This is a genomic window from Streptomyces sp. NPDC022910, assembly GCF_055561075.1.
On the sequence record NZ_JBVHHL010000052.1, the window covers coordinates 41,845 to 54,838 of the forward strand.

General features: G+C 69.0%; 12 protein-coding genes and 1 pseudogene. 8 read left to right on the plus strand and 5 right to left on the minus strand.

The window, feature by feature from the left end; genetic code table 11:
* Positions 1-31 precede the first annotated feature (31 nt).
* Positions 32-808 (plus strand): IclR family transcriptional regulator, encoded by a 777-nt coding sequence (locus ACZ3TS_RS33340; protein WP_467625341.1) that lies wholly within the window; start codon positions 32-34, stop codon positions 806-808.
* Here ACZ3TS_RS33340 and ACZ3TS_RS33345 read toward each other — a convergent pair.
* Positions 794-1,231, minus strand: a complete 438-nt coding sequence (locus ACZ3TS_RS33345; protein WP_467625343.1) for a zinc ribbon domain-containing protein — start codon at positions 1,229-1,231, stop codon at positions 794-796. The genes ACZ3TS_RS33340 and ACZ3TS_RS33345 overlap by 15 nt on opposite strands.
* A 191-nt stretch (positions 1,232-1,422) precedes the next feature.
* Here ACZ3TS_RS33345 and ACZ3TS_RS33350 point away from each other — a divergent pair, with 191 nt between their 5' ends.
* Positions 1,423-2,280, plus strand: a complete 858-nt coding sequence (locus ACZ3TS_RS33350; protein WP_467625346.1) for an aldo/keto reductase — start codon at positions 1,423-1,425, stop codon at positions 2,278-2,280.
* A gap of 89 nt (positions 2,281-2,369) precedes the next feature.
* On the opposite strand, the gene ACZ3TS_RS33355 is transcribed toward ACZ3TS_RS33350, so the two are convergent.
* Positions 2,370-3,332, minus strand: a complete 963-nt coding sequence (locus ACZ3TS_RS33355; protein ID WP_467625349.1) for an NAD(P)-dependent oxidoreductase — start codon at positions 3,330-3,332, stop codon at positions 2,370-2,372.
* 465 nt (positions 3,333-3,797) lie between these two features.
* On the opposite strand from ACZ3TS_RS33355, the gene ACZ3TS_RS33360 reads away from it, so the two are divergent.
* The 4 genes from ACZ3TS_RS33360 to ACZ3TS_RS33375 all read left to right on the plus strand — a co-directional run bounded on the left by ACZ3TS_RS33360 (position 3,798) and on the right by ACZ3TS_RS33375 (position 6,661).
* Entirely contained in the window at positions 3,798-4,370 is a 573-nt protein-coding gene (locus ACZ3TS_RS33360) for a hypothetical protein (protein WP_467625351.1), read from the plus strand.
* Positions 4,340-4,747, plus strand: a complete 408-nt coding sequence (locus ACZ3TS_RS33365) for a hypothetical protein (RefSeq protein WP_467625354.1) — start codon at positions 4,340-4,342, stop codon at positions 4,745-4,747. Before ACZ3TS_RS33360 ends, ACZ3TS_RS33365 begins: the two co-directional genes overlap by 31 nt.
* A 215-nt stretch (positions 4,748-4,962) precedes the next feature.
* A complete protein-coding gene (locus ACZ3TS_RS33370; RefSeq protein WP_467625368.1) occupies positions 4,963-5,670 on the plus strand; it encodes a dienelactone hydrolase family protein in 708 nt (235 codons plus the stop codon).
* 448 nt (positions 5,671-6,118) lie between these two features.
* Positions 6,119-6,661 carry a dihydrofolate reductase family protein gene (locus ACZ3TS_RS33375; RefSeq protein ID WP_467625357.1) on the plus strand — a complete coding sequence of 181 codons (543 nt, stop codon included), beginning with the start codon at positions 6,119-6,121 and terminating at the stop codon, positions 6,659-6,661.
* A gap of 340 nt (positions 6,662-7,001) precedes the next feature.
* Here the strand turns inward: ACZ3TS_RS33375 and ACZ3TS_RS33380 are convergent, their stop codons facing one another.
* Both ACZ3TS_RS33380 and ACZ3TS_RS33385 read right to left on the minus strand, forming a co-directional pair.
* A complete protein-coding gene (locus tag ACZ3TS_RS33380) occupies positions 7,002-8,252 on the minus strand; it encodes an MptA/MptB family glycosyltransferase (protein WP_467625369.1) in 1,251 nt (416 codons plus the stop codon).
* A gap of 107 nt (positions 8,253-8,359) precedes the next feature.
* The gene (locus ACZ3TS_RS33385) at positions 8,360-9,904 is read right to left on the minus strand and encodes an MFS transporter (RefSeq protein ID WP_467625360.1); all 1,545 of its coding nucleotides are present in this window, start codon (positions 9,902-9,904) and stop codon (positions 8,360-8,362) included.
* Between the two features lie 1,100 nt (positions 9,905-11,004).
* Between ACZ3TS_RS33385 and ACZ3TS_RS33390 the strand changes: the two genes are divergently transcribed.
* The gene (locus ACZ3TS_RS33390) at positions 11,005-11,961 is read left to right on the plus strand and encodes a L,D-transpeptidase (protein ID WP_467625363.1); all 957 of its coding nucleotides are present in this window, start codon (positions 11,005-11,007) and stop codon (positions 11,959-11,961) included.
* Positions 11,962-12,001: 40 nt separating this feature from the next.
* Positions 12,002-12,394, plus strand: coding sequence for a LysR substrate-binding domain-containing protein (locus ACZ3TS_RS33395; protein WP_467625365.1), 393 nt, complete (start codon positions 12,002-12,004; stop codon positions 12,392-12,394).
* Between the two features lie 426 nt (positions 12,395-12,820).
* On the opposite strand, the pseudogene ACZ3TS_RS33400 reads toward ACZ3TS_RS33395, so the two are convergent.
* Positions 12,821-12,994: pseudogene (locus tag ACZ3TS_RS33400) on the minus strand (ABC transporter ATP-binding protein); the annotation flags it as partial.

The window sequence follows — 12,994 nt, forward strand, 5'->3', positions numbered from 1 at the left end:
TGTTAGGGACGAGTCAGAGAGGAGTCAATGGATGCGGAACGTCCTCAACGCTCTGCGTGTGCTGGAGGAGGTCGCGACGCGGCAGCCGATCGGCGTCGGCGAGCTGTCACGGGTTCTGGGGATGCCTAAGAGTTCTGTGCAACGCGCACTGCGCACGCTGGACGAGGCGGGGTGGATCCGTCCTGCGGGAGGTGAGATCACACGCTGGGCCCTGACCACCAAGGCACTGGATGTGGGCCGGCATGCCAGCGGCGACCTCGGCCTGCGCAACGCAGCCGTTCCCGTGATGGAGGAGTTGCGCCGGCGCACCGACGAGACGATCCACCTCACGGTTCCGGAGGGAAACAGGATGGTGCTCATCGAGCGACTGGAGACGTCCAAGCCGGTGCGCACCAGCATGTCCCTGGGGCATTCCCTGCCCTTCCACGCGTCCGCCAACGGCAAGGCGGTGCTGGCGAACAGCTCTGCCGAGGTGGTCGATCGGCTGCTCGCCGAGGGGCTTTCGCGTTACACCGACACGACCATCACCGATCCCGACCGGTTGCTCGCCGAGCTGGACCGGATCCGAGCGCACGGCTACGCGACGAACAGGGGGGAATGGCGGTCCGACGTCGGATCGGTCGCGGCGGCCGTCATGGGTGAGGCGGGCGAGCCGATCGCGAGTCTCAGTGTCAATGTCCCGATGAGCCGGTTGACCGACGAATCCGAGCCGTTCTTCGGCGCCGTGGTGAGCGAGGCGGCGAAGACCCTCTCAGCGCACCTGGGGCACACACCCGGTGCCAACCCGCCCGCATCAGCTGTCCCTTGACGTATTCCCTGGCCTAATGTCCAGGGGTTCCGGCCTGGATCGTCTGACCCTTCCGGGGGCTTCCTGCTTCAACGCGCTGTGCGGGCACGTGGCCCGTCTTAGCGGCACTCCACAGGCGTTTAGCGTCTCCACCCGTCCGGCGGTGACGATACGGCGTCCTTCGAAGAGGACGTTGCGTGCTGCGTTGTGGTCGCGGTCGTGCACGGTGGCGCACTCGCCGCACGTCCACTCGCGGACGGTGCGTGTTCCACCTCGACGTCTCGCGGGAGGATGCGGAACGCGCGGCGACCGTGGTGCGGGAGACCCTGGCCGACAGCAGCGCCCGACCCGCAGCCATGAGCGTACCCGCGTTGCCTCGAGACGTCCGGAGTCGGAGCTCGCCCAGCGGCATGGCCGTTGCGCGCGATCCGGCTCGCGCTGCAATCAGTGAGCATTGTGAAGGTCGCCCCATTCAGATGACTCGCTGCTGAATGCGTTCGCTTTCTTCTATTGGACCCCTGGCTGTGGCTCGACGACGCTGGGTTGTGCCGAATCGCCGCGGGACCCTACCGCAGGTGTCGGCCGGCACCAGTTCCGCGCGAACCCGCGTGACATTCGAAAGAGGTCTCGAGCCCATGCACACTCGCCGCATCGGTGACATCGAGGTCAGCGCGATCGGCCTGGGCGCCATGCCCATGTCGATCGAGGGCCGCCCGGCGGAGGCACGTTCCCTCGCCACCATTCACGCCGCGCTCGACGCCGGTGTGACGCTGATCGACACCGCCGATGCATACCACCGGGACGCCGGTGAAGTCGGTCACAACGAAACGCTGATCGCCAAGGCTCTCGCCTCCCACGCGCTGGGTGGGGATGTCCTCGTCGCCACGAAGGGCGGCCACCTGCGTCCCGGAGACGGCAGCTGGACGCTGGACGGCTCCCCCAAGCACATCAAGGAGGCCTGTGAAGCCTCCCTGCGCCGCCTTGGCGTGGAGGCCATCGGGCTCTACCAGTTCCACCGTCCCGATCCCAAGGTCCCCTATGCGGAGTCGGTCGGTGCGGTGCGGGAACTCCTCGACGAGGGCAAGATCCGCCTGGCCGGCATCTCCAACGCCAACCCGGACCAGATCCGGCAGGCGGGCGAGATCCTCGGCGGCCGCCTGGTCTCCGTCCAGAACCAGTTCTCGCCGGCCTTCCGCTCCAGCGAGCCCGAGCTTCAGCTGTGTGACGAGCTCGGCATCGCGTTCCTGCCGTGGAGCCCTCTGGGGGGCATCTCCCGTGCGCGCGAACTCGGCTCGGCCTACGCACCGTTCGCGCGGGTCGCCGAGGCTCACGGGGTCAGCCCGCAGCAGGTCTGCCTGGCCTGGATGCTCGCCAAGTCGCCGGTCGTCGTTCCGATTCCCGGCGCGAGCCGGCCGGAGACCATCCGCGACTCGGCGGCGGCTGCCGAGCTGAAGCTGACGGACGAGGAGATCGCCGAGTTGGACACCGTCTGACACGGCGCAGCCTGCGCTCGACGCCGGCTCGGCCACCGAGCCGGCGTCCCTCGAGGATCGTCGAGCCGGCGGCAGCCGTTGGTCGCTGGTCAGTAGCCCTGCGCAGGAACCACGGCGAGCTCGGGAAGGCGCCCCTTGCTCAACGCCTCCCAGCAGACGGCGAAATCAGTGGTCACGTCGTCCGGCCCGGTGATGCCCGCGGAGTGGGAGGTGACCACGGTGCGAGGCAGCCTCCACACCAGGTGGTCGAATCCGGGCGGCTCTTCACGCAGCACGTCGAGTACGGCGGTGCGCACCGCGCCCGTGTCGATCGCGTGGGCGAGGGCGGCGAGGTCGACGTTGGCGCCGCGACCGGCGTTGATGAACGTGGCGCCGCGCATGGCGTCGAACCTGTCGGCGTCGAAGAAGTTCTCCGTCTCGGCGGTCAGCGGCAGCGTGGAGACGACCCAGCGGGCCCCGCCGAGCAGGGCGTCGGCCGCGTCGGTGGTCACCGTCTCGTCGAAGCCGGGGACAGCGGTACGCGCCGTGCGGCTCACGCCCACCGTGTGGATCCCGCAGCCGCTCAGCATCGCTGCGACCCGCGCTCCCATGCGTCCTGCACCGTAGATCAGCGCCGTCTGGCCTGCGACGAGCTCGGACGGCACGCGCTGCCACTCGGTGCGCCGGTGCTGCTCGAGGAAGACCGGCACCGTCTGACATTCCGCGAGGATCCAGGCCAGTACGTACTGACCGATCCGCTCCCCCATGCGTCCCACGGTGCGGGTGAGGAGCACTTCGGGCGGCCAGGACCTGCGGCGCAGCAACGCGTCGACCCCGGCGTTGGTGCTGTGGAACCAGCTCAGCCTCTTCAGGCGCAGCGATTCGGGAACGTCAGGGCCGACATAGACAACGGGAGTCTCCGCGGCGAGGTGATCCTCCCCGCTGCCAAAGGACACCCCGGCGTAGCCCTTCACCGGGCGGCCGGTGATCTCCTTGAGCGCCTCGACGACATCTCCGACCAGGTCAGGGGCCACCAACACGACCGAGCGCTGCAGCTCGTCCAGAATCCGCACGTACAGCCTCTCTCACAACGATCCGCACGTCAGTCGACGTGTCTGTGTCTTCCGCAGCAGCCGCGGACTGCCGCAGCAGGTGCGCACATACCCTTGGGGATGACGACGCGGAGTGGGCCATGGCGGGCCCGCAGGCTACTGCCTCGGCCGCATCGTCGATGGGGCGCACGGTCTCATCCCAAAGGCGGCGCCGCCGGCGTAAGCGGAGCCGATCGCCGCGTTCCACTGGGCGGCGGAGCCGACAGCCGCGATGGTCTCATGTAGGCCCGCAGTCGGCCTCCCCGGCCCGGTGCAAGGACCCCTAAGGAGTGGACACGTGAGCGCAGCACCCGTACGTTTCGGCATCGTGTGCAGTGGCTGGCGCGCCGCGTTCCTCGCACGGCTGGCGCGGGCGTTGCCGCAACGGCTGGCATGGGCCGGTGTGGTAACACGCTCGGCAGCACGGGCCGCGCAGGTCGAGGCGGCGTGGGGGGTGCCCGCTTTCCGGTCTGTCGGCGAACTGAGCGGCACTGCACCGGAGTTCGTGGTCGCCTCCGTGCCCTGGGACGCCACCCCGAGGTCGTACGAGAACTGGTCGAGCTCGCACCGGTCCTCGCCGAAACACCGCCGGCACCCGACGTCGTCGGGCTGCGGGAGTTGTGGGGCGCCGTTGGGGCCGCGACGCGCGTCGGCGGCGGTGCGCGCGTCCAAGTCGCCGAGCAGTACCCGCTGATGCCGGGCCACGCCGCTCGCATCGCGCTCGTGAGGGAGGGCCTGATCGGCGAGGTCACGTCGGTCCAGGTGTCCTCGACGCACATGTACCACGCGATGTCGCTGATCCGGCACACGCTGGACGTCGGTTCCGGGCCCGCGACGGTTACGGCCCGGGCCTTCACCGCCCCGCTCGCCGACCCGCTGTCCCCCCGCGGCTGGTCGGACGACCTGACGCCCGGGGACTCCGTCACCACCCTTGCTTTCCTCGACTTCGGCGGGGCCCGCACGGGCCTGTACGACTTCACGGACAATCAGTGGTGGAACCGCTGCGGGGCCGCCGCGTAGTGGTGCGCGGCTCACTCGGCGAGATCGTGGACGACACCGTGGTGCGGATGGCCGATCCGCGCACGCCCGTCAAGTCTCCTCTGATGCGGCGCCGCACCGGCACGGATCTCAACCTGGAGGGCGCCGAGGTGCACCACATCTCGTTCGACGGACGGGTGGTGTGGCGCAACCAGTATCTGGGCGCGAGCCTGTCCGAGGACGACCTCGCCGTGATGGATCTGCTGTGCCGTACGGGCGCATGGGTACGGGGCGCGGGCCCGGAACCGTATCCGCTGGCCGAGGGCTGCCAGGACCATCTGCTGGCGATGGCGATCGAGGAGTCGGCGCGGACGGGGACGCCGGTGTCCACAGCGGTGGAGGCGTGGGCGGCCCACTGACACCACCGGCCCGTTGACGCCGCCACCGGCTCGGCATTCTCCTCACGAGCCGCCAGGCTCCTGTCCGCGCATCGCTCGGTCATGCCACCTCGTGCAGAGCCAGGGCGACAGCCGATGGACTGGCCGTTCCGGGAGATGTGTGACCAATGTTACTCCTGGGATTTTCTGAGATGGTTGGCACGTTGAGCACAGTGTTGGACCACCACGTCCTCGACATCCAGGAGCCACGCGCCGTGTCATCGATCCCCGCCCGTCAGAACGTCACTTTCCCCAGCGCGGGCCAGATCGCCCATGGCCATCTGGCCCTTCCGCCGTCCGGCCGCGGGCCCGGCATCATCGTCATCCAGGAGTGGTGGGGACTGACCGACCACATAGCCGACATCACCGATCGGTTCGCCGAGGCCGGGTTCGTGGCCCTCGCTCCGGACCTGTACGGGGGACGGGTGGCCCACGACGCCGCCGAGGCGCACCGCATGATGTCCGAGCTCCCCACCGAGCTCGGCGCGCAGTTGCTGTCCGGGGCCGTGGACTTCCTGCTCTCGCAGGAGGAGGTCACCAGCGCCGGTGTGGGCACGGCCGGCTTCTGCATGGGAGGCGGCTTCGTCCTCGCCCTCGCCGCCCGTGATCCGCGGGTGGTGGCGGCGGTGCCCTTCTACGGGGTCATCCCGGGCGCGTTGCCGGACTTCTCCGGGCTCAAGGCCGAAGTGCTCGGGCACTACGGCGAGTTGGACACGACCGTCCCGCTGGAGTCGCTGGAGCAGCTGCGCACCGCGATCGAGCAGCAGGCCGGCATCGTACCGACATTCCACCTCTACCCGGCGGGCCACGCATTCTTCAACGACGGCCGTGAGACGTACCATGCTGCGTCCGCGCAGCTGGCTTGGAACCGTACGCTCGAGTTCCTGAACTCTCACGTCGGCTAGTACTGCAACCGCACCTGTCGCGTCACCGCAGGTCAGGCGCAGTGCGGCGCTTTTCGGGCGGTGGCGATCCGACGGTGCACGGTGATAGTCGCCGCGCCGGGACCGATCGCGAACTGGCAGGTCAACGGCATCTTCATCCGATGGACTGTCAGCTCCGAAATGCCCAGACGCCTACGCTGACCTGCGCTGATTCCATGAGTGCGGTTGCAGTACTAGGCGGTGACCACAAACGATCACCGGGTTGGTCACGCAGCCCGGGACTGGGGACGACCCCACGTGTCGTTCACTCCGTAACCGGGCACGTTCCCGACGCTGCGCGACCAGCACATCCGGATGCCGGTTGTTAGCGTTGGGCCACCGCAGATACGCATACAACTCCCGCCGTCGCCCTCCCCACCGGCCGAACTATGATTCGACCTCGGGCCTCCAGAATCCTTGGAGAAGACGCATGAGTGATGTGAGCATCGGCACCGGCAAAGTGGTCGTGAACAGGGCGATGTCGCTGGACGGGTTCATCGCCGGTCGTGGCCACGCGATGGACTGGATCTTCGAGTACCTGACTGCGGATGCGTTCCCGGAGGTTATGGCGGCCACGGGCGCCATGCTCGTCGGCCGGGGCACGTACGAGGTCGCCAAGCGTATGGCCGACCAGGACACCGCCTACGACGGGGGAGCACAGTTCGTCCTCACCCACGAGCCTCCCGACGAGCCGGACCCTACCGTCACGTTCCTCACCTGTGACCTTGAGGAAGCCGTTGCCACGGCACGCAGCGCCGCGGGCGGCAAGAACCTGGAGATCCTCGGTGCTGACGTGGCCGCCCAGTGCCTGCAGCGCGGGCTCGTCGACGAGATCCTGGTGTATGTCCTACCGGTGCTACTCGGCGACGGTGTCCGCTTCTCGCCCCCAAGCCTCGACAGGATCGACCTGGAACCTTTCAGCAACACCCAGTCTGGCGCCGTCACGATGCTCCGCTTCCGCGTGCGAGAGTAGGCGCAGCCCTCCAGCAGTTGCACCAGCACGTTCGGACACCCTGATGTCCAGCTCGGGCCGGACATCGGCGACGTGCCTCGTGCGTTGGCCGCGATCGTTCGACGAGTGGGTTGATCATGCTGCGGTGTGCACGCTCCCTCGAACCACCCACCAGTCAGCCGGAGACGGGGCCGACGAGCACGGCCCCGGCAACCGCCCGCTCCCCCGGCCCGCCACCGCACGCACGCATCACCACTGGCGGCGGGCGTTGTAGACGGTGCCGAAGTCGTGGTCCAGCAGGTCGTGTCCGGGGCCACCGCAGAAGGCCACGTTCGTGCCGTTCACCGGAACCACGGAGTCGTCACCATGTCCAGCCGTGACCGCCGTTGCTGTGGAACAAAGCCAGGACGGCGGTGGTCACGACGAGGTACTGGGTGAGGCGGCCTAGGCGGAACAAGGCGGCCAGTGCCCAGGCGAGAGCTGTGTACCAGGGCATCGACCACGGCGCCGAGAGGACCCAGGCGAAAGCGAGCGCGAACGGTACGGCGACGACGGCGGGCGTGTCCGCCGGAACGCGGCGGTGGAGTATCCAAGCCAGTGCGAGCATCAGGACGGGCCACAGAACACCGGAAGCGGTGGCGGTCGCACGACGGCCCAGGAACGCGGTACCGAAGTGGTCGAACACTGCCCACATCGAGGGTGTCGAGACCATGTGTGAGGCCGCCGAGAGCGGGACAAGGGCGTGCAGGCCGTAGACACCGTAGAGGACGGCCGGCATCAGCGTGGCCGCGCACGTCAGCCGGGCAGCCTGGCGCCAGAGGCCTGCACGCAGCCACGGCCAGGCCAGTCCCACGCCGAGCAGGGCAGCACTGATCTTGACACCGCACGCCAGGCCCACCAGCACTCCGACCGCCAGATCGTGGTGCCGTCGGGCAGCCCGGAGGGCGCAGTGGACCGCGCAGACGGCCAGGCAGGCGACGAGGGTGTCCAGATGCCCGCCCGCGACCAGCACACCGATCAGGAGCGGGTTGGCGATCCACAGCAGGCCGGCCCGGACCGGATCGTCGGCGGTGCGCATCAGCAGGTAGCCGGTGCCCACGAACGCGGCCGCATTCGCGAGCATGAGCACCCAGATCGTCAGCCACGGCCGATCGCCGCCGACAAACGCTGCAACGGCCTGCCACCACGTCGCGACCGGCCCGTACACGGATGCCGTGTTCCGCCACGCGGCGCCCACCAGATGGGCGTAGGCGCCTCCCAATTGGGCGGGGGTCATCACATACGGATCAGCGCCGAGCGCGGTTATACGGCCGTATGCGGCATAACTGGCCGTGTCCGAGGAACCGACCGGAGTGAGATTGGCGACGACGAGCGCCGCCAGCGCGCCGGCGCGGAACAGAAGCCGGGGGTTCGGACTCCAGCCCCGACTGTGCGCCTTGAGCATGCGCAGTGAACCAAGACACGACAGCACGATGGCCGCGGACGTGACCACCTCGGAGACGGTGCCAGGCATGGCAGGCAGTCGGAACAAGGTGATCGGCGCCCTGAGCGTGTTGGTGTTGGGCGCGCTTGCCCCGACGAGCGCCAAGAGTGCGACGCCTGCCCCGGACATCCACACGGCCGCACGTGGCCGGGGGCGCGCGACGACCGTCACCGCCCAGGAGGGAGCCGTCCTGATCCGGCCCGCAGAACCCGGAGACCACTCGTTGCTGTCCGTCGTCAAGGCCGACTCTCCGAGTCGCTGTCGGGTTTCGTTCGCCCGACGTCCGCCGAAGAAACCCTGGGCGCGGCCGATGTGGACACCACCCTCGCCGACGGACGGGCCGCGGAGCCCGCGTCGGGAGGGAGCTTGAAGGTCTGCCATCCGGACAGGCAGGTGATGAGCACCAGCACCAGCCAGGTCACGCGGTACGGTTCGGTGCTGTGCCCGGTGGCGCCGGGCAGGGCCTGCGCTCCGCGCAGGACGAGCGCGGTGACGGCGACTCCGAGGCCCGCGGCCAGTTGCTGCGCCGTCGCGGCCAGGGTGTTGGCGGCGGGCAGGATGTCCGGGCCGACATCGGCGAACTGCAGGGTGTTGTACGCCGAGAACCCGGTCGACCGGAAGATGCCGCTCGCCAGCAGGATCAGCGCCGTCACCCACAGCGGTGTGCCGGACGACAGAGCCGCGCAGCCCGCGAAGCTCACCGCGAGTCCGACCGTGCTGACCAGGATCACCGGGCGGAAACCGAAGCGGCGCATGAGGGGCGTGGTGGCGGGCTTGATGCCGACGTTACCGATGAAGACCGCGATGACCATGAGGCCCGTCCGCAGTGGTGACCAGCGGTACGCGTCCTGGAACATGAGAGGGAGGAGGAACGGGGCCGCGCTGACCATCGTCCGGTAGAGCGAGCCGTCGAGCGTGGACGCCCGGTAGGTGCGCACCTGAAGGCTCCTGAGGTCCAGGAGGGGGCGCGCGGCGCGGCGCAGGTGGCGCACCGACACCGCGAGCAGCGCTGCTGAGACGGCGAGCGCCACCAGGGGGCGAGCGAGGCCGCCTCCGCCGCCGACTTCCTCCATGCCGAGGACCAGCGTCGCAAGGCCCGTGCCGGTCAGCAGGAAACCCGGCCAGTCCAGGGGCGCCTTCTCTTCGGCGGGTTGTGTCGTGGCGACCATCCGCAGTTCCGCGATCAGGCAGGCGACACCGAGCGGCAGGTTGACCAGGAAGATCCATCGCCAGGAGGCGTAGGTGACGAAGAGGCCGCCCAGGACCGGCGCGAGCACGGGTGCGAGCATCGCGGGCCAGGTGAGGTAGGCGATCGCCGTGGCCAGGTCCTTGCGGTCGGTGGTGCGCAGGACGATGAGTCGGCCGACGGGCACCATCATGGCGCCGCCCAGTCCTTGCAGGACACGCACGCCTGTGAGCAGGGGCAGGCTGTCGCTGAGGGCGCACAGCACGGAGGCGACGGTGAAGACCGTGATGGCCAGGGCGAAGACGCTCCGGGGTCCCCATCGCTCGGCGAGCCAGCCGCTCGCTGGAATGCCGACTGCCAGGGCGACCAGATAGACGGTCATGACCACGCCGATGCTGTCGGCGCTGGTGTGGAAACTGTGCGCCATGCGGGGCGCGGCGGTCGCGATGATGGTGCCGTCGAGGTTCTCCATGAAGTACGTCGCGGCGACCAGGAGGGCCAGCCCGCTGCCCGCCCACTGGGTGTTCGCACCGTGCCGGCGCGAACCGCGACTCGCCGGCCGTGCGAGGCCGGCCCGAGCCGGTGTGGCCGTCATACCGCCACCCTCCCCGCGCCTTCGGCCCGTTCCCGAGCGGAGGCGGCGGACCTGCATGCGGGGGGAGCTCCCGTACGACCCGGAGGGGGACGCCGGAGGGAGTACGCCGAGACGAGCAGGGCCATAAGGTCCAGGGGCGCTCCCAGCAGGCAGAGGCCTTTCCGTTCGTGCGTGCCGTTCACGATGCCGGACGGGGCCGTCGCCATGGCACCGCCGGTGAAGCTGAAGACCAGGCAGCGGCTGCTGACGCGTGCCCGGACGTTCTTCCGCGGGCTGCGGGTGTCCGGGAGGCTGAAGCTTCGGTGGCCCTGGACGGCTGGGTCTTGCTTCGGCATGTTCCTCGCCTCTCAGTCCTCATGGGCCTGACCTCCACGAGCGCCCGGTTCTCCGGGATGTCGCCGAGCGGCGGCAGAGGGAGCGACCCGAGGGCGTATGCGAACGGGGTCAGGGCAACGACGAGCGTGGCGCTGCCGTGGCTCCCGCCGAACGTGCCGGCGACGGGCGAGAGCAGGGGCCCGCGCTTGCCGGAGGACTCAACGGCGGCTCCGCTCCGTCTGCTCTCCTTCGCCCCCTGGGCCCCGCTCATGCATTCCCGTCCCTGAGCATGCTCATATTTCTGTACTGTTAGTTCACTATATTAGGCGGCCACGGATCCGCCGACCCGTGTCTCAGCAGCCGGACGACGAGCAGTCGCGGCCGCCATCGCCGCAGTCCACCACTCGCCCCCGCGGCGAGGCGTATGAGGAGCGGGCTCAGCGCCGGTGGCTTCCACGAACTCCCTTGAGATCTCGGGCCACTTCTGCGCGTACTCGGGCTTGATTCTGTGAAAGGTGCACATGGCCGGCTTCGTGACGGGACTTGGCGGCGAGGCAGAACTGGAAGCATCGTCTGCGGCTTCGTCAACCGGTCGGCGAACCGCGCCGCTTGCCATGCGGACGGCGCGGGCCCCTGCCGCGTGCCCGTGCGGGTCCGCCGGGATCGGAACTCAGCAAACATATGACTTCCATCCCTGCTTCTTACTCACGCCCTGAAACAGCCTGTGGAGTACAAGCGTTTCCACAAGTATGAAGCGACCTGAGCGGAGCAAAAGCATCAAGCGAATGAGGAGGACGGTCGGCGTCGCCGGAGTCGTCGGCATGCTGATGTCAGGGCTCAGCGCCTGCGGAGACAGCGCCACGGCCGCGACGCACCCGTCCGCGACGGTCGGCGCGAGTGCGAGCCCCTCCCCTACGCGACCGTCCGGCCCGCCGATGCTGCTCAACACGATCGTCCCCGAGCCGGGCGCCACCGTCGGAGTGGCCATGCCGATCTCCATCGAATTCAGCGACCCCGTGGCTACCTCCGCCCGCGCCGCGATCGAGCGACACCTGAAGGTGACCACCTCCACACCGGTCACCGGTGCCTGGCACTGGTTCAGCAGCACCCGGGTCGACTTCCGGCCCAAGGCGTTCTGGCCGTCGGGCACCAAGGTGACGCTCAACGCCGAGTTGAAGGGGGTCGGCGACGGGAACGGCCGCTACGGCGCGCACGACTACGACCACAGCTTCACCATCGGGGCGGATGTCGAGACTCAGGTGAACGCCCCGAGCCACACCATGAAGGTCTACCGCAACGGCAAGCTGGTGCACACCATGCCCATCGACGCCGGCAGCCCGAGCTGGCCCTCCTGGGACGGCACCATGGCGGTGATCGACAAGGAACGCGCGGTGCGGATGACGTCCTGCAGCGTCGGCATCAGCTGTAACCCGAACAGCCCCGACTACTATGATCTGACGCTGCCTTGGGACGTGCACCTCACCACGTCGGGCACTTACGTCCATTACTCCACCGGCGACCCGGACCCGGGACATTCCTACGGCTCGCACGGCTGCGTCCACCTGTCCTATGCCAATGCCGAGTGGTTCTACAACTACGTCGAACAGGGCGACCCGGTCACCATCTCCGGGTCTCCGCGCGGCAAGTCCCCGGGGGACAACGGGTATACGGACTACAACGCGTCCTGGCCGCAGTGGCTCGCGGGCAGCGCCACAGGGCAGCTGACGACCAGCACGTCCTGACCCACCTCGCTCAGCCGCCTCGCGGTTTTGGCGGCCGGCGGTGAGCACCACCAACTCGTCGGACTCACGCTGGTGGCGGCAGGTGTGTGTTTCGCCTGCCGCCGGGTGGGGCACCCGGGCCAGCGTCGACCGCCTGTTCACCCGTACCGGCCTGCGGCGGGAGATCGCCGTGGAGGTGACCGACATCCCCACGGCCGTAGACCTGGTCCGCGCCGGATTCGGCTGCGCCTTTCTCAGCGCCTCGCTGACCTCCGGCTCCCGCGCCGACGCCCTTGCGCTGCGCCCGGTGCAGCCCGCCCCCCGCTTCGAGGTCTCCCTCGTCACCTCCACGGAACGCCGCCCGTCCGCCGCCGCCAAGGCGTTGGTCGACCTCGTCCTGGCCACCCACGCCGTCCCGGATCCCGTCCCGCTGACCGAGCGGGGGAGCTTCTGACTCTCCTCTGAATCGGCGAGCGAGGGGAGCACTCAAAGGTCTTCCAGAAGTTTTGAGGGAAGAGTGGCGAGCGCACGCAACCATGCCGACGCGTCACAAGCTACCCGCGTCGGCGAGAGTAGTCCCGTGGCTGCCACGTCCATCACCACGGGCCGCCCCCCGAAGCCCGCCGTACCCTCCCCCGACACCGTTCCGATCGTGGCTCGGCTGCTGATCCAGATCTTCTGGCGGTGCGCGAATGAGGCCGGGGCCTCGGTACCACGGTTCCGCAGATCATCGCCCGGGCCGGTGGCCGCTGGCAGGTCGAGGAGGACAACGAGATCAAAAGCAGCTTCTCGGCCCGGTCTGCAACGCCGTCAGGGCGGGCGCCCTACTGGGCGCCCGCCCTGATCCTGACAGCCATTTCGCCCGCGGAAGGCCAGCGCCCTATGGGGCGGCGTTCTCCTTGACGGTGATCCGGCCCTTGCGGATGGTGGCGAGCCGCGGGGCCTTCTTCGCGATCGACGAGTCGTGGGTGACCATGATGAAGGTCAGTCCGTGCTCCTTCCACATGCGTTCGAGCACGTCCATGATCTCGTCGCGCATCGACTCGTCGAGGTT